The organism is Sphaerochaeta sp. UBA5849, from assembly GCA_002432715.1.
Taxonomy (GTDB): domain Bacteria; phylum Spirochaetota; class Spirochaetia; order Sphaerochaetales; family Sphaerochaetaceae; genus Sphaerochaeta.
The window spans coordinates 1-21,910 of record DJGJ01000058.1 but is presented as its reverse complement, the minus strand read 5'-3'; the positions used below and the strand labels follow the sequence as shown (position 1 = coordinate 21,910).

The following is a 21,910-nucleotide window of genomic DNA, read 5'->3' as shown; positions in this document are numbered from 1 at the left end:
CGAGCAGGGAGAAATAGCATGAACAAGGAAAAAATCATTCTTGCGTATAGCGGAGGACTCGATACCTCCGTAATCCTCAAGTGGCTGGCCAACAAGGGCTTCGATGTCATCGCCTATGTTGCGAACGTCGGACAGAACGAGGATTTTGCCGCCATCGAGAAAAAAGCATTGGCTACCGGTGCATCCAAAGTCTATGTTGAGGACCTGCGCAAGGCTCTGGTAACCGATTACATATTCCCTGCATTGAAGGCAAATACCATCTATGAAGGCACCTATATGCTGGGAACCTCGCTGGCCAGGCCGATCATCGCCAAGCGCCAGATTGAAATCGCCCGCAAGGAAGGCACCGTCTATGTGGCACACGGGGCAACCGGAAAGGGAAACGACCAAGTTCGTTTTGAGTTCGGCTACTACATGAACATGCCTGAAGTGAAAATAATCAGCCCCTGGAAGGATCCCGAATGGCTTTCCCAGTTCGAGGGAAGAAGCGATATGATCGCCTATGCCCAAAAGTATGGCATTCCCATCAAGGCATCGACCAAGAAGCCGTACAGCGAGGATGAGAACCTGATCCATATCAGTCATGAGGCAGGTATTCTGGAAGATCCCTCAAAGCGGTGCGAAGAGGACGTATTCAGCCTGACACTCAGCCCCCAAAAGGCTGCCGACAAGGAAACCCTGCTGAAGATCGAGTTCAAGGACGGCATTCCCGTCTCTGTATCCGATGAAGAGGATCACACATGTGTCACCGATCCGCTGCAGATGATTCTGTATCTGAACAAGCTCGGCCACGATAATGCCATAGGCCGGGTGGATATGGTGGAGAACCGCTATATCGGCATCAAGAGCCGTGGCGTATACGAGACACCGGGCTGTGAGATCCTTTGGAAGGCACACCACAACCTGGAGGGCATCACCATGGACAAGGAAGTGATGCACCTGCGTGATTCGCTGATGCCCAAGTACGCCGAGCTTATTTACAACGGCTATTGGGGGGCCCCGGAGTTTGAGATGCTCACTGCCGCCTTCGAACAGAGCCAGAAGAACGTCACCGGCACCAGCAAGGTTGTTCTCTACAAAGGCAATGTCATTTTCGCCGGGGTCTCAAGCCCTGTCTCCCTCTACAATGAGGCGCTCGGGTCCATGGACAAGGCAGGAGGGTACCAGCCGGTGGATTGCAAGGGATTCATCAACATCAACGCCATCAGGCTTATGGCAAGCGCCAAACGGGATGCACAGTAAGCAGCGGGCCGCCTCCGATGGAGGCGGCTTTCCTGGACCGACTGAATTTTTGCATGCTACAATAGGATGGTGAGGAGTAGTCATGGATGACAGGGCATACTTGGTGCAAGCAGTAGAGAAAGCACGTGAGACGATGCATCAAAACCTGGGAGGGCCCTTTGGCGCCTTGTTGGTGGATCATCTGGGCGAAGTGTTTGTTGACTCCAACACGGTTTTGGGCAGCAACGATCCTACGGCCCATGCCGAGGTGAATGTAATCAGGCAGGCCTGCAAGAAGAAAGGAACCCACGACCTGAGCGGTTGCATACTCTATACCACCTGTTACCCCTGCCCCATGTGCCTGTCAGCCTGCATTTGGGCGAACATCAAGGAAGTGTATTATGGATGCACCCCGCAGGACGCCCAAGCCATCGGATTCCGCGATGATTTCATCTATCGGTACATCAAAGCAGGATGCAGTGATGCTTCCGTCCTTGCGCTGCATCCAAGCAATCGACAAGCCTGCCTTCCCCTCTTTGAAGAGTATGCCGCCCTGGAGAAAGAACTCTATTGATCCGAAGGCTGCCCTCTACTGCAGTTCCTGATAGTGTTCGATGCCCAAAGCCAGGATGTCATGGATATGTTCATCGTTCAGTCGGTACAAGACATTGCGCCCGTCTTTGCGGAACCGCACCAAACGGCAAGCCCTCAGCAACTTCAATTGCTGACTGATGGTGCTTTGCTGCATCCCGAGCTCCTCGCTGATGGCATTCACCCCCCGCTCACCCTGTTCGAGGAGGAAGAGGATTTTCAGGCGGGTGGGATCGCCGAAGACTTTGAAGAAATCGGCTATGTCCACGATTTCCTCTTCCAAGGGGAGAACTATCTCATTTGTTGAATTGTCTGTAGTATGCATGCAACCAGTATAGAGTGAGCAAGCAGAAATGAAAAGTAAAGGTTTCATGGCCGCTGTATTTCCAAAACCGGGAATATACGGTACATTTTTGACACATCGTCCGTGACCGTAAGCCGAAAAATCTCCCTGATTTTCGAAACTATAAGCAACAGACCCCCTTAAGGAGGCAGGTATATGGATATTCAGAAAGAAGCTGCCAAGCTTGTACTTGGCGACAAGGAAGTGGACCTCACCGTCATCACGGACAATATGGGAGGAAAATCGATTGATATCACCTCCCTGCGCAAGCAGACCGGGTTCATAACCTATGACCCCGGTTTTGTGAACACTGGATCCTGCATGAGCTCCATCTGCTTTGTGGATGGAGAACAGGGCATCCTTCGCTATCGCGGCTACGATATCGAGGACCTTGTGGAGCATTGCGATTTCGTCGAGGTTGCGTACCTGCTCATCAAAGGCGAGCTTCCCACCCTCGCCCAACGGCATACCTATGCGGAAATGCTCAACCGCCACTCCCTGCTGCATGTGGATATGCGCAACTTCTTCCGAGATTATCCGCAGGAGGCGCATCCCATGTCGATTCTCTCGGCCATGGTCGCTTCACTTTCGGCTTTCTATCCCGAACTTGAGGATGCCGATCCTGAAGAAAACGTCGACCTCACCGTCAGCCGGCTGCTTTCAAAAATGAGAACCATCGCAGCATTCAGTTATCGTCAGATGAACGGTCTCGATTTCGTCGATCCTTCCTACAAGTTCTCCTATTGTGAAAACTTCCTCAATATGCTGTTTCACACGCCTGTCAATGCCTATGTTCCCGATCCTTTACATGTAAAAGCCCTGAACATCCTTTTGATTCTCCATGCCGACCATGAACAGAACTGCTCCACCAGTGCAGTACGCCTTGTGGCAAGCAGTGAAGCAAACCTGTACGCCTCGGTGGCAGCCGGCTGTTGCGCCTTGTGGGGCAGTAAACACGGGGGAGCAAACCAAGCCGTCATGCAGATGCTCAATCAGATTTACACCGAGGGCTTGAGCATTGAAAAAGTCATTGAGATGGCAAAGAGCAAGGAGACACCCTTCCTGTTGTATGGATTCGGACACAGGGTGTACAAGACCTACGACCCCCGGGCAAAGATTGCTAAGAACTTATGCCAGCAGATATTGGGAGCCGACAGCCAGACCGATCCCCTGCTGCAGATTGCAATCGAACTTGAGCAGGCGGCCTTGAAGGACCCGTATTTCATTGAACGCAATCTCTATCCCAATGTAGACTTCTATACCGGCATCATTTTCCACGCCATGGGAATTCCCGAATCGATGTTCACCGTGCTGTTTGCCATGGGCAGGCTTCCCGGCTGGATCGCCCACTGGCTTGAATGGAGACATGATCCGTATCAGAAAATCGGCAGGCCCAGACAAGTCTACTCCGGCCCCCATGTGCGCAAGGTGGTACCGCTTGAGGACCGATAATGCCTTGATTTTCGATTTCAATGGTACGCTGTTCTGGGATTCCGAGTATCATCGACAAGCCTGGAACAGCGTTTCAATGCAGTACCGGAAAAAACCATTATCCCTTGAGGAAAGCCACTACCTCAATGGTCGAACCAATGCCGAGACCATCACGTACCTGTCGGGGTATCTGCCCGGTACAGCGGAATTGGAAAGGCTGAGTGAAGAGAAAGAGCTGATCTATCAACACATCTGCATGGACAATCAGCCGCTTCACCTTGCTCCGGGCTTCTTGGGTTTGGCAGCCAGGGCCAAGGCGCTTGGGGTTCCCATGGCCATTGCCACCAGTGCAGGCAAGTCCAACATAGAACGCTACAAGCTTTGGTTCGGCCTGTGCGATATCATCGACGAGGACTTGATCATCTACGACGACGGAGTGCGCAAAGGAAAACCCGAGCCGGATATCTATCTCGATGCTTGCAGAGCCCTGGGCATTGAACCTGCCTTGTGTACCGTGTTCGAGGACACAAGAGCCGGCATTCTTTCAGCCAAGGGTGCAGGTATTGGGAGCATCTGGGCGGTGGCAAGCCCGGGAAGCGACCGGGACACACTACAGGCCATGGACGGTGTCCATGGCCTGCTTGAAGACTTTTCCTACTATCCCCTACAGTAAGGCAACCAGTTCTTGGCCGAAAGCCTGCGTCCCGACGAGATTGGCTGCCCGCCCTTCCTTGATCATCGCCTGATAAAAATCCGAGGTGACACTGCCCTTGGCGATTGCCTTGCCTACGGCACTACTGATTATGGCAGCAGCTTCATCCCATCCCAGATACTGGAGCATCATCACCGCCGACAGAACCAGGGAAAGCGGATTCACCATATCCTTGCCCGCAATATCGGGAGCCGTCCCGTGGGTGGCTTCAAAAATTGCATAGCCAGTCTGGTAATTGATGTTTGCTCCCGGTGCGATTCCGATACCACCGACTTCGGCTGCCAAGGCATCGGAGACATAATCGCCGTTGAGATTCAGCGTCGCTATCACGTCGTATGCCTCAGGCTTGAGCAAAATGTTCTGCAAGAAGGCATCGCAGATGCAATCCTGGATATAAAGAGGTTCACAATCCTTGCGGGGGATGAAAACACGCTTTTTCTCATCCAGCCGGGCCCCGAACTCCCGCTTGGCAAGCTCATAGCCCCAAGCATTGAAGCCGCCTTCGGTAAACTTCATGATGTTGCCCTTGTGCACCAAGGTTACACTGCGTCGCTTGTGCTCCAAAGCATAGGAGATGGCGGCCCTGATCAAGCGTTCACTGCCCTCGCGGCTCACCGGCTTTATACCCAGGGCGCTGCTTTGGGGAAAGCGTATCTTCTTCACTCCCATTTCGGTGGAGAGGAAATCCAAGACCTTTTGGACATCACTGCTCCCGGCCTCCCACTCGATGCCCGCATAGATGTCCTCGGTATTCTCCCGAAACACAACCATGTCGACTTTCTCTGGATGTTTTACGGGTGAGGGAACACCGGCAAAATACTCAATAGGCCTGAGGCAGACATAGAGGTCCAAGCTCTGGCGCAGTGCCACATTCAACGACCTGACGCCCTTTCCTACCGGAGTAGTCAGCGGTCCCTTGATGGCAACTTTGTAGGTATCGACCGCTTCCAAGGTTTCGTCGGGCAGATAGGAGCCTAATCTGTCCATGGCTTTCTGGCCGGCCAACACCTCAAGAAAGTGTATCGATCGCCTTCCTTGGTACGCCTTCTGCACCGCATGGGCGACTACAGCTTTCATTACAGCTGTAATCTCGGGCCCTACGCCATCCCCTTCGATGAAAGGGATGGTTACCTGATCGGGTACTGAAAGCCTGCCGTTCTCAATGCTGATCGCTGTATTCATCAGTTTCTCTCCTTGAGGATGTTCAGCAAGCCGCCGCTGATGAGCATGCTGCGCTGTTCGTCGGTGATATCGCAGCGAAGGACGATTTCGGTGCTCTTTGTCTTGTTCTTGAGCACCACTTCACGTCCTTTGATCTGTTCCTTCACATTCTCCAACAACAGTTCATCGTTTGCTTCGAACTTTGCATAATCTTCCTCGTTCACGAAGGTCAGCGGGATGATGCCGAAATTGCAGAGGTTGTTTTGGTGGATGCGCTCGATGGAGACGGCGATGACAGCCTTCACCCCGAGGTACATCGGGCAGATGGCGGCATGCTCTCGGCTGGAACCCTGTCCATAGGATGCACCGGCTACAATGAAGTTGTCTTTGCCCCGATCCTGATTCTCGATGCATCGCTGGCTGAAATGCTCGTCGATCGGTTCAAAGACGTATTTGGAATACACCGGGATATTCGAACGATACTTCAGGCGGCTTCCTGCCGGCATGATGTGGTCGGTGGTGATCTTATCTCCCACCTTGATGGTGACATACCCCTCCAAATCATCCTTCAGGGCGGTATTTTTGGGAGGATCGCCGATATTGGGCCCTCGGAAAATCTGGACGTTCGAACCGTCTTTTGGAGGGAATATGAACATGGAGTCATCCAGGAGGAACTGCGTCGGATGAACAACCTCGGGGTATTTTATTCCATGATCGGAAAGCGGATCGGTAAAGACCCCGGTGATGGCCGCCAAGGCTGCCGTTTCCGGGCTGACCAGATAGACTTGTCCGCTTTTTGTTCCGCTCCGGCCTTCAAAATTTCGGTTGCTCGTCCTCAGGCTCACCCCATCGGTTCCCGGACTCTGGTGGTTGCCGATGCAAAAGCCACAGGCGCTTTCCAGGATGCGTGCACCGCTTTGGATGAACTTGGTAAGAGAGCCGTCCTTGCTGAGCATCAAGAAGACCTCACGGCTGCCGGGGGCTATTCCCAGGCTCACATGGTCGGCAACCGTGTGCCCGTCCAGAATGTCGGCAACTTTTTTCATATCTGCATAGCTGGAATTTGTGCAAGACCCGATGAGCACCTGATCCACCCGCTTGCCTGCAAGCTTCGAGACGTTTTCGATATTTCCCGGTGAGTGCGGACACGCCATTTTCGGTTCGAGCTTTGACAGGTCAATCTCAAAAAGCCCGTCATAGACGGCATCATCATCAGCGGACAAGGCAACCCAATCCTTCTCCCTGCCCTGGGCTTTGAGGAAGAAACGTGTCTTCTCATCGGATGGGAAAATACTGGTGGTAACCCCGCACTCTGCACCCATATTGCAGATGGTGGAACGCTCGGGAACCTCAAGGGTGGCAACCCCATCGCCGGTATATTCGAAAATGCAATTCACATTGCCTTTCACCCCGTATCGTTCAAGAACGGTAAGGATCACATCCTTTGCAGCAACCCAGGGGCGCAGCTTGCCGGTGAGCCTGATTTCGATGACCTTCGGGCTGATGAGATGGAAGGCTCCTCCTGCCATTGCGACTGCAACATCGAGCCCTCCGGCTCCGATGGCGATCATGCCGATGCCGCCTCCGGTTGGAGTGTGGCTGTCGCTTCCCAGCAGGGTCTTGCCGGGCTTTCCGAAGCGCTCGAGATGCACTTGATGGCAGATGCCATTGCCCGGCCGGGAGAAAATGACTCCCTTGGCTGCTGCAACGGTTTGCAGATAGCGATGGTCGTCGGCATTTTCAAAGCCGACTTGGATGGTGTTGTGGTCGACATAGCTCACTGCCAGCTCGTTCTGCACCCGGTTCAGTCCCATAGCTTCGAATTGGAGATAGGCCATGGTCCCTGTAGCATCCTGGGTCAGTGTCTGATCGATAAGGATGCCGATTGGTTTCCCTGCCTCAAGCGTTCCTTCCTTCAGGTGTGAAAACAGAATTTTTTCCGTCAGCGTCTTGCCCATACCCAACTCCTTGTTCAGATGATAAGGCTATTGTATACGAATCAACGGGTCTGTGTAAAACCTATTGCTTCCTTCGCTGCCACACTGCGGCAACCGCCATCTCGATGCCAACCAGCACCAGGGCCGCGAGGGCAACAATGAAAAGCAGCCGTGAAAAGGAGAGTTTCTCGTAGATATACCCTCCCCCGACAGCTCCCATGATGGTTCCGATGGTCAGCAGCACTTCATGGATGATCATCCGCTGGGAGCGGTTGATGCTGCCGCTCGCCCCATGGAACATGCTCTGGTCGTAGGCGAAGGCAAAGAGAAAGCCGAAGACCAAAAAGAAGAAGGCATAGGAAAGTGGCTTGGTGAAACCGGTTGCCAGGAGGCAGGACAAGGCAAAGAGAATCTGGACCAGAAAAATGTAGCGTTTCTTGAAGTGCCAGAACTCAAGCCTTCCAAGAGCAAGAAAGGAGAGACAGGTCGCCACCCCGCGGATGAGAAGCAACAATCCAGTTTCACTTTCACTGATTTTCAGCTCATCCTGGGCATAGAGGGGGAAAATGGTAAGGATGATGCTCATGCCGCTGTACAGAGCCATGATGCCGGTCCATGCATAGAATCTGAGCGGAGTGCTCTGATCAACCTTCTCGTTGGCATTGTTCTCCAAGTGCTCGCTCTGTACGGCACGAATACCGGGAACCAATGCACTGCTGATGAAAATAATGAGAAAGACACATGCGAACAACAGCACCGAGACATAGAACGGCATCACGGTGGACACCTCAACCAGAAGCCCTGCTATATAGGAGCTTATGCCGACACCGAACGACCAGGAGAAATTGAAGGCATTCGCCACCCGGTTCAGGCTTGCTCCCTCCTTTCCCCGGGAAAACCATCCTTCGATCTGCGGCCACAGCAGGCTCATGAAGCCTCCATAGAGTGCGAGGGCGAGATAGGCTACCGGCAACGATTTCGTAGTGACAAAGAGGAATACGGCAACAGCCATCCCTGCAAGAGAAAGCTGGACCAGATGGCGTGGTCGGAAGTGGATGGTATATGGGGCAAGGAGGATGCAGAAGATCAGATAGGTGGCGGGACTGATGGAAGCGGCCAGCCCTATACCGTCGGCACCGAGGGAAAACACCTGTCTGAGGTGGTACACGAGGGCGAGGTTGACCATGGCAATGGTCAGCTGTGCAAGGAAGGATGCGATGTTCAGGACCCAGAATTGGATCGTGTCTGTTTTTTGCGGTGAAAAATACATGCTTGGCTCCAGATGGTGATGCGTGCACTGTATAGCGAACAGTGATTCTTGCGCAACTGCTCAAACCCTTCATTAATGCATTATTCGAGCGTCGGTTCACGTGGCATTTGCTTGTCAGCACCGGCGGCATGCCCTCCAGCCATACGGCAGGAGTGATTGCATTGGTGACCAGCATTGCTTTCACCCAAGGAGTAGGTACTGTATACTTCGCCATAGCGGCCACGTTTGCTGCGGTTGTCATCCACGATTCCATGGGTATCAGGCGGGAGGCAGGCAAGCAGGCGGAGGTCATCAACGAATGGAGCCGCATCCTCAGCGACATCCATCGGGAGGGCCAATTCACTCCTGAAAACTTGAAAACCATGCTGGGACACTCGTTCAGCCAAGTGCTTGGAGGAACCATCCTCGGTCTGATCGTGGGTCTCTTGATAACAAACTCCATATCCGGCCTTTAGTTCCATTAACTGCATAGATATTCACCTTTGCTTGACTTTCATTGCATATGTATGCATGATGCCTTGTATACGTGCTATTGAAGGAGTCAACTATGAAAAAAACGATACTCACCATGCTCATCCTGGTCCTGGCCGCAACGTTGGTCTTTGCTCAGGGGAAAAAAGAAGAAAAAAGCGGATATGTGTTTGCATCCGATGCCACATGGCCTCCCCTGGAATTTGTTGAAAACGGACAGCTTACCGGCTTTGAAGTGGAATTGATGCCGCTCATCGGCGAGAAGGTCGGCGTACAGATGACGGTTAAAAACATCCCGTGGGACACCATCTTTGCAGGTCTTGCCAATGGTGCATACGACGGTGTTGCCAGCGGCGTCACCGTGACCGAGGAACGCAAGGCCACCATGGATTTCTCCACCCCGATTCTTACTGCAGGCCAAGTAGTCATCATCCGCAGCAGCGACAGCAGCAAGGTCAATGGAATCGACGACCTCGGCGGCAAGAAAATCGGCGTACAGATCGGTACCACCGGTGATTTTGCCCTGGAGAACTACCCTGTGCAGAGAAAGGCTTACGACGACATCGGACTTGCAATCGAGGACCTCTTGAACGGCAACGTGGATGCGGCGGTATGCGATTCCCTGATCGCCAGCGATTTTGTGCTTGCAAACGAGAACTACAAGAATCGTCTGGTGGTCGCAGGCGCTCCCTTTACTGAAGAGGATATCGCCATTGCGGTGCAGAAGGGCAACAAGGCATTGCTCGACTTGATCAACAAGGGTCTGGAGGTGGCAAAGGCTGACGGCAGCTTCGATGCACTGAAGAAAAAGTGGAATTTGCTGTAAGAACGACAGAAGCCGGTTGTGGGGAGCTAATGCTCCCCTTTTTTCTGGTCCACTTGTGCCTTAGCACGGAGGATTATCCAAATATTTCGATTTTTTTGTATATTTATTCCTTTATAGTTGACATTCAATGTATAAGTATGCATTATACGCATATCCATGAATAAGGAGCTGTGTCATGAAAAAGCTTGGAATCCTCGTATTGGTCCTATTGCTTGCAACATCTGCACTTCTGTTCGCCCAAGGGCAGAAAGAGAGCACGAAATCGTATGTCTTTGCAGCCAACTGCGCCTGGCCTCCGCTCGAGTTTGTTGATGAGAAAGGGGAAATCGTTGGTTTTGAGATAGACTTGGTCAACGAGATTGCAAAAGTCAATAATGTACAAATCACCATCCGCAACGTTGCATGGGAAGGCATCTTCGCAGGTCTTGCCAATGGTGCATATGATGCAGTGGCCAGCGGCGTCTCGGTCACCGAGGAACGCAAGGCCACAATGGACTTCTCCACTCCGATCATGATCATCACCCAAGCAATCCTTGCTCCGATCGGAGACACCACCCTCTCCAACACAGCAAGCCTCAACGGCAAGGTGGTCGGGGTGCAACTGGGAACCACCGGCCACATCTTCCTTGATGACTACATGAAGAAAAACCCCTCCTTCAAGACAACCATCAAGGCATACGACGAGATTGGTTTCGCCATCGAGGACATGCTCAACGGAAACCTGCAGGCTGTGGTGACCGATAGCGTAATCGCCAGCGATTTCGTCCTCTCCAACCCCAATTATGCAAGCAAGCTCAAGGTTGCCGGAAGTGCGAGCGATCTCGGAGACCCTGAACCGATTGCAATCGCCATGCTCAAAGGCAATTCGGAAGTGCTCGACCTTGTCAACAACGGCTTGAAACAGATCGAAGCTAGCGGCAGGATGGCTGAGCTGAAGAAAAAGTGGAACATTTTGTAAGAATTCATACGCTGTTGTTTCAGAGACAAGCCGCCTTCGGGCGGCTTGTTGCATGAGGAAGCAAGGGTTCTTGGGAATGTCTGAATAATTATACATTGTAGCTTGACTTTAACTGCATAATTATGTAGTACTAGCTTGTAGTAAAAATTTCCTTTTGAGAGTATATATGGAACATACACCTGCTGATATCGACGAATACAAACTGCAAGCGGTTCGGAAGAAAGTAGTTTCCGTCGATCCCAATGCACAAAAAAAGAAACCTGTCACCATCCAAATGACCGATGGCGTGCTCATTCCCCGCAAGGATGACGGACACCTCCTCAACTCCTGGAGAATCACATTCTTCAGTGCAATCACCCTGCTTGCCGCTCTCGTCCTGTTCCAGCCGAAACCCTACCGGGATATCTTCCTGGTAACCATCAAGGGAGCCCCCGTCACATTCCAGGCAACCATTTTTGCCATTCTCGGCGCTCTGGTGATCGGTACAGTCACCGGTCTTGGATCGGTGAGCAAACGGCGCTGGGTCAATATGGTCAGCGGTGTGTACGTCGAGCTCATCAGGGGCATTCCCTTGTTGGTCCAGTTGATATTCATCTATTACGCCATGGGCAGGTTTTTCAAGATTGAAGGCATGATAGCTGCGGTGGCCGCCCTTTCCATCTGCTTCGGTGCCTATATGGGCGAGATTGTACGAGCCGGAATTCAAGCCATCCCCAAGGGCCAGATGGAGGCCGCCATTGCGTTGGGGCTCTCCCGCTCGCAGGCGTTCCGCTACGTCATCCTTCCTCAAACCATCAAGGTTGTCCTGCCTGCGATCGGCAATGAGTTCATCTCCATGCTCAAGGACTCATCGCTTGTGTCCACCATAGCACTGAGTGATATCCTGCGCAAAGGAAGGGAGTACATCTCCCGCACCTTCCTCTCACTGGAAACCATGCTGGTTGTCGCTCTCATCTATCTCATCATCACCCTCCTGCTCTCCCGTCTGGTAGGCATATTGGAGGAAAGGTTGCATGAAAATGGCTAGAATACGCATAGAAGATCTTTCAAAAGACTATATTACGACCAACCATGCGACGGTAAAAGCCGTCAAACACGCCAACCTGACCGTCGAGCACGGGGAGGTCGTGGTGATCATCGGTCCGTCGGGGAGCGGAAAATCGACACTGCTGCGCAGCATAAACAAGCTCGAGCACCCAACCGGAGGACACATTTTCATCGATGATGATGAGGTGACCGATCCCGATGTCGACCTGAGAAAGATTCGTGAGGAAGTAGGTATGGTTTTCCAATCCTTCAATCTCTTTCCCCATCTGTCGGTACTGGAAAATATCACCCTCGCCCCGTTGAAGGTCAAGAAGCTCTCCAAGAAGGAAGCCGACAGGCAGGCCATGGATTTGCTGAAGATGGTCGGGCTTGAGGAGAAGGCTCTTGTCTATCCTCCCCAACTCTCCGGCGGTCAGCAGCAGCGTGTAGCCATTGCAAGGGCTCTAGCGATGCAGCCGAAAGTGATGCTGTTCGATGAGCCGACCAGCGCCTTGGATCCGGAGATGATCAAGGAAGTGTTGGATGTCATGCTCAAGCTTGCAAAAAGCGGTATGACCATGCTCTTGGTAACCCACGAGATGGGCTTTGCCAAAGCTGCAGCAGACAAGGTTGTGTTCATGGATGATGGAACCATCGTGGAAATCGGGAAACCCGATCAGATGTTCAGCAGTCCAAAGAGTGAACGAACCAAACTCTTTTTGGAACACATTCTCTGATCAAGAGGGCCGAAAGGCCCTTTTTTTAGGCCTGATAGATTTCTACTAGTGGAGAAACAGTCCAATTCTACCATTGCATCAACAGCCTCCGACCACTATCGTTTACATCCAATAGGAGAATTTTCAGATGAAATTCACGCAATGGCTTGAAAGTCACATCACCTTGCATACGTATGATGATCCGAGGGCGGAAAGGGAAAACTCAATCACCCATGTGGTCGGGGTTGCTTTGGCCCTTGTCGCCTTTGTTGTAATCCTTTTGAGGTTGCCATCGGTTGAATCAGTTTCATTGAAGGTGGGCTTGGTTGTCTGGGCACTCACCATGATTTTGCTCTATGGGGCTTCAGCGCTCTACCACGGTCTACCCTATGGCAATGCCAAGCGTATCTGCAGGATCCTCGACCACAGCAACATCTATTTCTTGATAGCGGGAACCTATACCCCCTTGATGCTCTCCATAGGCACACCAACGGCCCATATGATTGTCATCCTGGTCTGGGCGATTGCACTGCTGGGAATTGTGTTCAGCTTGGTCTTTTGGGGGAGGCTGAAGGCCCTGCATGTATTCTTCTACTTGGCGATGGGTTGGCTGATTGTCTTCTTCTGGAAGGATATCATCCCCTATCTGAGCGAAGGACTCTTGGTTTGGGTAATCGCAGCAGGGCTCACCTACAGCATAGGAGTCATTTTTTATGCAGGCAAGCGCATCCCCCACCACCATGCCATTTGGCATCTCTTCTGCATCGGGGGAAGCGCTCTCTTCTTTGCCGGCTACATGCTTACTCTTGTGTAAGCAGCTTGTCCAGGTTTTCCTGAAGGACACTTTCGCTCACATAGCCTAAATAGCCGTTGGCCAGGGTTCCATCAGCGTTGATGAACACTGTGGTAGGCAGGCTGTTTGTCTGGAAAATATAGGCGAAAATGCCTTCATCGTAGTAGACCGGACCGGTGAACGGGAAATCGCGGATGAAGGCTTTGACAGTCTCCAAGGTTTCCCGCTGGCCGTCCAGGGCGTCCAGGAAGATGAAGCTGATTTGGTCCTTGTAGGTGTCATACGCTTTCTGGAAATGTGGAAGCTCCTGTTTGCAGGGAGGACACCATGAGGCAAAATAGTTGATAACCACCGGTTTACCCTGCCTGACATCCTCAAACGTCGTTTCAACACCGTCCAAGGTGAAGAGCGGAATATTGGGCATCGTGGGTGCACTCGCTTCAACTCCGTCCTCAACGGCAGGAGTTTCATCTTCAACTACGGGTTCAGGCTCGGAAGGAGCGGGAACTGCTGCAGGTGAAATATTGGTTTGCACCTGCTTCTTCTCCGTCGTTTCAGGAAGGGCTGCAACCTGAGGAACGAAGGAGACGGCGGGGGTGCTGTCACGAAGTGCGTTGTATGCCACCGAGGCAACAATGATCAGGACTATGAATGAGAGAACCAGTATGACGAGATTCCGTGTTTTCTTTTGCATGATAGGCTCCTAGAGAAATAGTGCGGCCGGGTTGAATCCAAGGGTCAGGACAACGCCGAAGACCAAGAGGAACAGTCCGCTTATGATGGTTATGAGCTTTGCGTGTTTCTTGATCGCCGCAAAGACTCCTTCCATCTGATCGAGCAGCAAGGCTGAGAAGAGGAAGGGAATAGCCAGGCCCATCGCATAGAAGAAGAGAGTCAGCATGCCCTTGTGCACCAGCTCGGCGTTGGCCGCCATCATCAGGGCTGAACCCAACAGCGGGCCCACGCAAGGCGTCCATCCGATCGCAAACACCAACCCGAACAGCATGGATTTGGGGATGTTCATATTTTTCAAGCTCTTCAACTGGAACTTGTGGTTGTTGTTGAGAGCCGGTATGAGAACAAAACCCAGATTATTGAGGGCGAAAAGAATGACAAGCACCCCTCCTATGCGATTAAGCGTGGACAAGTGCATACTCAAGTACTTGCCCACGGTAGTGGATGCAGCACCGAGTGTCACAAACAGAATGGTGAAGCCGATGACAAACGCAATGCTGTTCTTCAACAGCACACCGTTCTGTTCTTCCTTCTGGGCGACGCCACCTGCCAGATAGGAGAAGTAAAGCGGCAGGATGGGAAGAATGCAGGGACTGATAAAACTGATGATTCCTTCCAAAAATGCGGTGAAATATGCCATGGCTGAGCATAGCACACCTCAAAAAGGTTCACAAGAGGCCTAAAACTTGGTACAGTCAGTTCATGGCCAAACAGAAGGGTAAACAGCAAGGCGGCGATGCGTTCGAGTCCTACTATGCACAGATTTATCAAAGTCGGTGGAATACCCTCAAGGAGGCGTTGCTTGTCGAGCGGAAACCGGTTGCCTTCAGCGACGGATTGCGACAGAGTTACTATCTGGATGAGGCTTCCATCATTGCCGCCAAGCTCCTGGATGTACAGGACGGCGATGCGGTGCTGGATATGTGCGCCGCTCCCGGGGGCAAGTCGCTGGTCCTTGCCGCTTCATTGAAGAAAAACGGCACCCTGGTTGCCAATGACCGGTCGGCTACGCGAAGGGGACGTTTGAAAGTCGTGCTGAGGGAGCATTTACCGGATGAGGTGCACAGCCGCATCACCGTTACGGGCCATGATGCATCCCGGTGGTCGCTGCATGAGCAGAACAGGTATGACCGCATTCTGCTCGATGCTCCCTGCTCAAGCGAACGTCATGTCCTCTCCGATCCCAAAGCCTTGGCGATTTGGTCTGCATCAAGGCCGAAACACTTGGCCATCCAGCAGTTTGCGATGCTTGCTTCCGCTTTGGAGGCAGTGAAAGTGGGTGGTTGTATTCTGTACAGCACCTGTTCGATCAATCCCTTGGAGAACGAGTTGGTTGTCGACAAGCTGTTCGAAAAACGGGATGGACGCTTTGCCATCGAGCCTGCTGCTGCGCCCTATGGTGAAAGCTGTCGTCATGGCTCCATCATCCTGCCTGATATGGCGCAAGGAAGGGGCCCGCTCTATATTTGTTTGATCAGGAGGACGGCATGAGCTCTGTCGCCATTGTCCGTTGTGAAAGCTATGACCCCATATTGGTCGATGCTGCCGTAAAAGAAGCGTGTCTGCTGGGCGGTATGCCTGCTGTAGAGGGCAAATGCATTCTGCTCAAGCCCAATATTCTCTCCGATGCCAAAGAGGACCGCTCGATCACCACCCATTCACAGGTGCTGCGCTCGGTGATCCGGCTGCTCAAGGAGAAGGGGGCACAAAGGATCCTGGTCGGTGACTCACCCGGCCTGCAAAAACCCTCGTTCCTACCCAAGGCAAGCGGCATATACCGCGTATGCACCGAAGAGGGGGTGCAATGGGTCGATTTCACCAAGCAGCCCAATATGACGACCATCCCCTACACCCGGGGCAAGAAGCTTCCCCTTGCTTCCATTCTGGACGAGGTGGACATGGTATTTTCACTGCCAAAGTTCAAGACTCACCAACTCATGTACACCACCGGGGCGGTGAAGAACCTCTTCGGGCTGGTCCCCAATCTCTTCAAGAGTCCCTGTCATGTCCAGTTCCCGACACGGCAGCAATTTGCCTCCCTGATGGTGGGAATTGCTGCCGTGGTAAAGCCTTCGTTCAGCCTGATGGACGGCATCATCGGCATGGAAGGCCCGGGCCCCGCCAACGGCAGGCCGCGGCATATGGGACTTTTGCTTGCCAGCTGCGATGCACTCGCTCTCGATTATGCACAGGCTGTGATCATGGGCTATGACCCCAAGAGCATCCCCATCATAGCCGAAGGACTGAGAAGAGGCCTTGGCTCTGCTCCCACCCGGTATCCCAACTTGAATGCCGAGGATTTGGTCCAACCCGATTTTTTGCGCATCGAGATGCAAAAGCGAACCCGTTTCTTCCGCTCCCTCATTATCCCGTTTGTATTCAGCAAGTACATTCGCAGGAAGGTCAAGAAAGAGCGCAAAGCCCCTGTCTTCCTTCCAGATCCCTGCATCCAGTGCCGCAAATGCATCGAAATCTGCCCGGCCAATGCCTTGACGATGGAACAGAAACGCATCATCATCGACCCAAGCGCCTGCATCCGTTGTTATTGTTGCCATGAGGTCTGTCCGGCTTCAGCCATCGCAGTCGATGAAGAAATTTCCTCCTAAAGGATTGTCATATGGATCCATCCACATTGCTTGTCAGCATCCTGCTCTCCCTTCTGCCCATCAGTGAGCTCAGAGGAGCTATTCCCTATGCCTATTTCAATGACGTTCCGTTGTTTCTTGCCACCCCGCTGTGCATTCTCGTCAACGCTATGGTGGCTCCGATCGCTTATACCTTTTTGGCGACCTTCCATACAATTTTCTACAAGCATTGGCACTGGTATGCCTCCTTTTTTGATCGATTTGTAGCGAGAGCTCAGCACAAGATCAGTGCGAAAGTCGACAAGTACGGGTATTGGGGCATTTTACTCTTTGTAGCGGTGCCGCTTCCGGTCACCGGGGCTTGGACGGGAACCCTGGGTTCCTGGATTTTAGGCCTTGACAAGCGAAAGACCATGATGGCAGTATTCGGCGGAGTCATCGTCGCCGGTCTGATTGTCACCTCTCTGGTAGCCCTTGGGGTAGGAATCGATTCGGTGTTCATCAAACGAATCTGAGGTATCATGTATTTCGATTTAGCCAAGGAACTCAATGAACAGCAGTACAAGGCTGCTGCAACACTGCATGGGCCGCTGCTTGTCATAGCAGGCGCCGGCAGCGGGAAGACCCGCATGCTCACGTATCGAATTGCCAATATGCTGCAAAACGGCATCAAGGAAGAGGCGATACTCGCCCTGACATTCACCAACAAGGCGGCAAGCGAGATGGGGGACCGTATACGGTCGCTTACAAATCTTCCGCTGAAAAAGTTGACGGCCACAACCTTCCACTCCTTCGGTATGGGAGTGTTGAAACAATACATCCAGCATCTCGGCTTCAAGAACAACTTCACCATCTACGATTCCAACGACCGCATGGCCTTGATCAAGGAAGTAATCCAGAATCTCGACTATGTGGTTGAGTCCTTCGACCTCTATGAGCTCTCCACCCTCTTCAGTGACATAAAGACAAAGCGCAAGGTTTTCGGTGCGAATGCTTCGGACAAGATCCGCAATCTCTATAGCGAATATGAAAAGCATCTGAAAGCGTACAATGCAGTCGACTTTGACGACCTGATCATGAAACCGCTCGATTTGTTCGAAAAAAAGCCCGAAGTGCTTCAGGCTCTGCGAAATCGTTTCACCCATATCCTGGTTGATGAGTTCCAGGACACTTCCCTTTCCCAGTACCGCATGGTCGAGTCCCTGGCCCAAGAGAGCCGCAACCTGTGCGTCGTCGGTGACGACGATCAGAGCATCTACAGCTGGAGAGGGGCGAACTACGAGAACCTGGTGATGTTCGAACGGGATTTTCCCGAACGCCTTGAAGTCAAGCTCGAGCGCAACTATCGTTCAACAGGGACCATCCTGGAGGCTGCAAACTCGCTGATTGTCAACAACCAGATGCGAAAGGAGAAGAGGCTGTGGACCGACAGCGGCAAGGGCTCCTCGATTCGCTTGATCCACCCCGCCAACGATGATGATGAAGCATCGGTCATTGCCGATGAAATTCTGATGACTCATAAGAAAGAGGACAAGCCATTCTCTGACTTCGGGGTATTGGTGAGAACCAACAGCCTCATCGACACCTTGGAAACCAAGTTCACCGAACGGGGTATTCCTTCACAGGTTACCGGCGGGCAAAGTTTCTTTGACCGAAAGGAAATTCGCGATATTGTCAGTTATCTGAAGGTCATTGCCAATCAGGATGATGATATCAACCTGCTCAGGGTGATAAATACCCCAAGGCGTGGCATAGGGCGTACGACACTTGAGAAAATGCGCAAAGTAGCAGACGACCATCACTGCTCGCTCTATAGTGCCTTGTCCTTGATGTCCATCGCCACCGATGGCCAAATCAAGGAAGGAATGCAGAAAACGCTCAAACGCTTTGCATCCCTTATTGAGGAGTATCATCATCAACTCTTTGAGACACGGACGCAACGCAACATGGTGCTTCGCACCCTGATTCAGGAAATCGGGTACAAGGCATATCTTGAAGCCGAATATCCGGATAACGAGAACGTGGTTGCCTACAAGATGAAGGGTATTACCATGCTTTGCGATATGCTAGCCCGTTGGGAACGCAATCCCGAAAATGCAAAGGCCTCCATATTTGATTATCTGAACCGCATCAGCCTTGCAGGCAAGGAGAGCAATCCCCAAGAGGATGCAGGCAAGATTGCCCTGATGACCATCCATGCGTCCAAGGGTCTTGAGTTCGACACGGTGTACTTGGCAGGGGTTGAGGACCAATACATCCCCCATGCCAGGGCGATCGAGGATGATCCGGCCAACATCGATGAGGAACGACGCCTCTTCTATGTGGCGATCACCCGTGCCCGAAGGTCGTTGATCATCAGCAGTTGTGAGAAGCGTAAAAAAGGCCATGACGAAGTGACCAGCCTCCCCTCACGCTTTCTTGAGGAGATTCCCAAGGCCCTCTTTGAGGAAGAAGACCCGGCCAAGCAGCTCTCATCCGAGCAGGTGGTGGACAAGCTCAGGTTGCTCAGGGAACGGCTTGCCGCCAGGAACAGCGGCTAATTCGGGTTGGTGATGGTCACCGTGATGGTGCCCGTATAGGAGCCGCTGACTTTGGCGGCCACATCCGACTCAACAATGCCCCCGACTTTCAAGTCCTTGGTATTCATCCCCGGATTCAGCGACTGCCAATGAATCGGGCTTCCCTTGGTAATCTGGTCTGCTCCAAGGAAAAGCTGATACTCTATGGGCTGGCCTGACCCTTCAGTGGGGAAAAGCTGGAAGGTGGTCGCTGTACTGGTGTCGGTGAACGTCAGCATTTGCGAGTACAGAGTACCAGCAACTCCGTTTATCACAGTAAGTTGCGCTTGGTTGATCGTCGCCCTGTTCCCTCCATAGGCTTCTTCCAAATCAAAACTCACACTTGCGTGCGTGAATGCGAACGCAAACGAGGGAAGAGTCGGACCGTCGCCGTAGTAGAACCCATTACCGTCCGGAGCTGTCATGCTTCCTGAATCGAGAATCGGAGTGACATTAGGCCCCGCCAACCCGTTGGTGACTACATAGGAACCAGCTGATGTTATCGTTTCACCGTTGCCTGGTGCATAGGTGCCTACATCGGTATTCGGATTATCGGCAACCGCCAAACTGAAAATCGGGTTGAAGCTGGTTGTAAAGGTATAGGGAGTATCCAGACGGTAATACTGGCCGTTCGAATTCAGCGTAGCAGCGCTGTTGGGATTGACACTGTTGGTATTGACCAGGTACAAATCAACATAAAAGGGGTTTGCAGTAATGGTCACAGCATTCCAACTGATAACCGGCCACCGCCCGCCATAGATGGTTTGCAGTATGGGCGTACCGCCAAGCCCTGAAGGATAGGCTACGCTGATCACCTTGAAATTCAAATCCGTCTTGGTATAATAGGCTCCGCCCTCCCAATTCTTGTACAAACCGGTCAACTGGATATTCTCTGCAACTTCTCCGGTATTGACGAAAGCAGGCGTGTATATTTTGTTGTTTGGTGATGTTATGGCAAACCGGCCGAGCTTCGCACCGATTACTGTAGGATGGGTGAATACACCCGGCGAAATTTCCAGATAGATCGGCGATTGCGCTGTATAGGTCGCAGTAACCGTAGGCCCTGCTGCCAAAAAAGCAGACAGGAAAACCATGAGAAGCAATACACTGAAAGTTCGATGCTTATAATATGACATATGTGTAAAAATCCTCTAGTCATCAATGAGAAGCGCCAACATGCCAACCGATGTTTACTAGACTTAAGATTATACAACATTTAGCATATGGATGTCCAACCCAACACAATTACTTTGTAAAAGAGAATCTATGACTCCTGTTTCTTACGTAGATTAGGTTGTCTTAAAGAAGTAGTAGGCAATCACTTGTCATGTCAATTATGACATATCTTGACGTACTACTATGAGAAGATATCAATATACAGTACTTCTCCTTTTCTTGCTTTGCATTCTGAATGCAGGTCTTCCTGCGGCCATTTCTTCGATGTATAGGCAGGAATCACGGTTATCATTATCCCCCTTGATACTCTCTAACCGACAACAAGAGAATCCCTTTTAAAAACGTTGGGAGAGCAGGTCATTCATTTCCCATTGATAGTTATATGCAGCAAAATAGGAAACAATCTTAGCAGACAAAGTGTCTATTTGCTGTCAATTTCCATTGTATACAATTACCTATTTTTATACTATATATAACTTTCGTCACTTAATAAAAGACAACCAATTCGAATCGCTATGATTATATCCCAGTAAACGGGCAGATTATTCCGACGAATGGCGATCCTCCATCTGTTCCCACCCCCTTTTTGGCAAACGGAACCACAGTACCGGCTCCTCTACTGTACGGTCCTCCCATCTATTATACCCGGTATGACCTTTCCATTCTGGAAAAGCCCGATTTCATCCTCACCGAGGCATTCACGAACAATATATTCATAGCAACGGCACATTTACAGTTGGCAAATACGGACCCCAACAAACATGACTACAAGGTGAAGGTGTCGTTTACCGGTGCCAACGATACAACAGACTATTTCCGCCTGCAGCTCAAGGATGCTTCTCCCGGGTTTATATATTACATACCGTACACACTCCCATCAAACCTGCTGTATCCTATGAATGGTTGAGCTTGGACAAGATCAATATCAATACAAAGGACATAAGTATCCGGATCCCGCTTATCAGTCAGGCCATAGCCGAACAGGCAGTCGCAGGAACTTATTTTGATACTATTACTGCAACCATCACCCCACTGTAGGATATGATGCAAGTAATTGATTCTCCTCTTTATAATTACGGGGACGTACTGACGAAAAACAGCCCAGAAAATTGCTCTTGTGCAATTTCTACTTCTCCTGTAGCATTCGTATATGGGAAAAGTACAGACATGTATTGTTGTTTGTCTCTTGGTTTTGTCGGCACATCTTCCTGCACAAAGCACCGCTACCTGGTTGCCGAAGAACCCCCTCTATTTTGAACAAGGTTTCAGCCCGCTGAATACAAACAAGCTTGTTGCCCACATGGGAAGTCTCACCATCAAGCCGGGGGGCAACCAACTCTTCGACCCGAACATCCTCAACGTCAATCTTTCAACCAGCGTAAGTACTCAGGTGTTTTGAG

General features: G+C 51.6%; 22 protein-coding genes. 15 read left to right on the top strand and 7 right to left on the bottom strand.

Annotation, left to right across the window (positions count from 1 at the left end; all coding sequences use genetic code 11):
• Positions 1-18 precede the first annotated feature (18 nt).
• Both B3K89_RS10050 and B3K89_RS10045 read left to right on the top strand, forming a co-directional pair.
• Positions 19-1,242: an argininosuccinate synthase gene (locus B3K89_RS10050; RefSeq protein WP_293892019.1), complete on the top strand. Its 1,224-nt coding sequence runs from the start codon at positions 19-21 to the stop codon at positions 1,240-1,242.
• Between the two features lie 82 nt (positions 1,243-1,324).
• The gene (locus tag B3K89_RS10045) at positions 1,325-1,795 is read left to right on the top strand and encodes a nucleoside deaminase (RefSeq protein ID WP_293892016.1); all 471 of its coding nucleotides are present in this window, start codon (positions 1,325-1,327) and stop codon (positions 1,793-1,795) included.
• A gap of 15 nt (positions 1,796-1,810) precedes the next feature.
• Here B3K89_RS10045 and B3K89_RS10040 read toward each other — a convergent pair whose 3' ends face one another.
• Positions 1,811-2,137, bottom strand: a complete 327-nt coding sequence (locus B3K89_RS10040; protein WP_293892014.1) for an ArsR/SmtB family transcription factor — start codon at positions 2,135-2,137, stop codon at positions 1,811-1,813.
• Positions 2,138-2,311: 174 nt separating this feature from the next.
• Here B3K89_RS10040 and B3K89_RS10035 point away from each other — a divergent pair, with 174 nt between their 5' ends.
• Both B3K89_RS10035 and B3K89_RS10030 read left to right on the top strand, forming a co-directional pair.
• Positions 2,312-3,607, top strand: a complete 1,296-nt coding sequence (locus tag B3K89_RS10035; protein WP_293892011.1) for a citrate synthase — start codon at positions 2,312-2,314, stop codon at positions 3,605-3,607.
• A complete protein-coding gene (locus B3K89_RS10030) occupies positions 3,594-4,259 on the top strand; it encodes an HAD family hydrolase (protein ID WP_293892008.1) in 666 nt (221 codons plus the stop codon). The genes B3K89_RS10035 and B3K89_RS10030 overlap by 14 nt, the downstream gene beginning before the upstream one ends.
• Here the strand turns inward: B3K89_RS10030 and icd are convergent.
• The 3 genes from icd to B3K89_RS10015 all read right to left on the bottom strand — a co-directional run bounded on the left by icd (position 4,251) and on the right by B3K89_RS10015 (position 8,666).
• On the bottom strand, positions 4,251-5,480 hold the full coding sequence (icd, locus tag B3K89_RS10025; RefSeq protein ID WP_293892005.1) for an NADP-dependent isocitrate dehydrogenase: 1,230 nt from the start codon (positions 5,478-5,480) through the stop codon (positions 4,251-4,253). The two genes, B3K89_RS10030 and icd, sit on opposite strands and share 9 nt — an antisense overlap.
• The gene (locus tag B3K89_RS10020) at positions 5,480-7,417 is read right to left on the bottom strand and encodes an aconitate hydratase (protein ID WP_293892002.1); all 1,938 of its coding nucleotides are present in this window, start codon (positions 7,415-7,417) and stop codon (positions 5,480-5,482) included. The genes icd and B3K89_RS10020 overlap by 1 nt, the downstream gene beginning before the upstream one ends.
• Before the next feature lie 61 nt (positions 7,418-7,478).
• Positions 7,479-8,666: an MFS transporter gene (locus B3K89_RS10015; RefSeq protein ID WP_293891999.1), complete on the bottom strand. Its 1,188-nt coding sequence runs from the start codon at positions 8,664-8,666 to the stop codon at positions 7,479-7,481.
• A gap of 41 nt (positions 8,667-8,707) precedes the next feature.
• On the opposite strand from B3K89_RS10015, the gene B3K89_RS10010 reads away from it, so the two are divergent.
• From B3K89_RS10010 to trhA, 6 genes are all read left to right on the top strand, one after another.
• Complete coding sequence (locus B3K89_RS10010) at positions 8,708-9,121, top strand: divergent PAP2 family protein (RefSeq protein ID WP_345907355.1); 414 nt, start codon at positions 8,708-8,710, stop codon at positions 9,119-9,121.
• Positions 9,122-9,213: 92 nt separating this feature from the next.
• Entirely contained in the window at positions 9,214-9,963 is a 750-nt protein-coding gene (locus B3K89_RS10005; RefSeq protein ID WP_293891135.1) for a basic amino acid ABC transporter substrate-binding protein, read from the top strand.
• Positions 9,964-10,138: 175 nt separating this feature from the next.
• Positions 10,139-10,921 carry a transporter substrate-binding domain-containing protein gene (locus tag B3K89_RS10000; protein WP_293891132.1) on the top strand — a complete coding sequence of 261 codons (783 nt, stop codon included), beginning with the start codon at positions 10,139-10,141 and terminating at the stop codon, positions 10,919-10,921.
• A gap of 166 nt (positions 10,922-11,087) precedes the next feature.
• A complete protein-coding gene (locus B3K89_RS09995; protein WP_293891129.1) occupies positions 11,088-11,948 on the top strand; it encodes an amino acid ABC transporter permease in 861 nt (286 codons plus the stop codon).
• Positions 11,941-12,684 (top strand): amino acid ABC transporter ATP-binding protein, encoded by a 744-nt coding sequence (locus B3K89_RS09990; protein WP_293891137.1) that lies wholly within the window; start codon positions 11,941-11,943, stop codon positions 12,682-12,684. Before B3K89_RS09995 ends, B3K89_RS09990 begins: the two co-directional genes overlap by 8 nt.
• Positions 12,685-12,811: 127 nt before the next feature.
• Positions 12,812-13,477, top strand: a complete 666-nt coding sequence (gene trhA / locus B3K89_RS09985) for a PAQR family membrane homeostasis protein TrhA (RefSeq protein ID WP_293891126.1) — start codon at positions 12,812-12,814, stop codon at positions 13,475-13,477.
• On the opposite strand, the gene B3K89_RS09980 is transcribed toward trhA, so the two are convergent.
• Entirely contained in the window at positions 13,464-14,150 is a 687-nt protein-coding gene (locus B3K89_RS09980; RefSeq protein WP_293891123.1) for a TlpA family protein disulfide reductase, read from the bottom strand. The two genes, trhA and B3K89_RS09980, sit on opposite strands and share 14 nt — an antisense overlap.
• Positions 14,151-14,159: 9 nt before the next feature.
• Entirely contained in the window at positions 14,160-14,831 is a 672-nt protein-coding gene (locus tag B3K89_RS09975) for a cytochrome c biogenesis CcdA family protein (protein ID WP_293891120.1), read from the bottom strand.
• A 62-nt stretch (positions 14,832-14,893) separates the two neighbouring features.
• Between B3K89_RS09975 and B3K89_RS09970 the strand changes: the two genes are divergently transcribed.
• Genes B3K89_RS09970 through B3K89_RS09955 form a run of 4 tightly spaced genes read left to right on the top strand, consistent with a single transcriptional unit; the run spans position 14,894 to position 19,316 of the window.
• Positions 14,894-15,682: an RsmB/NOP family class I SAM-dependent RNA methyltransferase gene (locus B3K89_RS09970; protein ID WP_293891117.1), complete on the top strand. Its 789-nt coding sequence runs from the start codon at positions 14,894-14,896 to the stop codon at positions 15,680-15,682.
• Positions 15,679-16,797 carry a DUF362 domain-containing protein gene (locus B3K89_RS09965; RefSeq protein ID WP_293891114.1) on the top strand — a complete coding sequence of 373 codons (1,119 nt, stop codon included), beginning with the start codon at positions 15,679-15,681 and terminating at the stop codon, positions 16,795-16,797. The genes B3K89_RS09970 and B3K89_RS09965 overlap by 4 nt, the downstream gene beginning before the upstream one ends.
• Positions 16,798-16,808: 11 nt before the next feature.
• Complete coding sequence (locus B3K89_RS09960; protein WP_293891111.1) at positions 16,809-17,291, top strand: COG2426 family protein; 483 nt, start codon at positions 16,809-16,811, stop codon at positions 17,289-17,291.
• 6 nt (positions 17,292-17,297) lie between these two features.
• Positions 17,298-19,316: an ATP-dependent helicase gene (locus tag B3K89_RS09955; protein ID WP_293891108.1), complete on the top strand. Its 2,019-nt coding sequence runs from the start codon at positions 17,298-17,300 to the stop codon at positions 19,314-19,316.
• Here B3K89_RS09955 and B3K89_RS09950 read toward each other — a convergent pair.
• A complete protein-coding gene (locus B3K89_RS09950) occupies positions 19,313-20,470 on the bottom strand; it encodes a hypothetical protein (protein WP_293891105.1) in 1,158 nt (385 codons plus the stop codon). The two genes, B3K89_RS09955 and B3K89_RS09950, sit on opposite strands and share 4 nt — an antisense overlap.
• 1,190 nt (positions 20,471-21,660) lie before the next feature.
• Here B3K89_RS09950 and B3K89_RS09945 point away from each other — a divergent pair.
• Positions 21,661-21,909, top strand: a complete 249-nt coding sequence (locus tag B3K89_RS09945) for a hypothetical protein (protein ID WP_345907354.1) — start codon at positions 21,661-21,663, stop codon at positions 21,907-21,909.
• The last annotated feature ends 1 nt before the right edge of the window (position 21,910 follow it).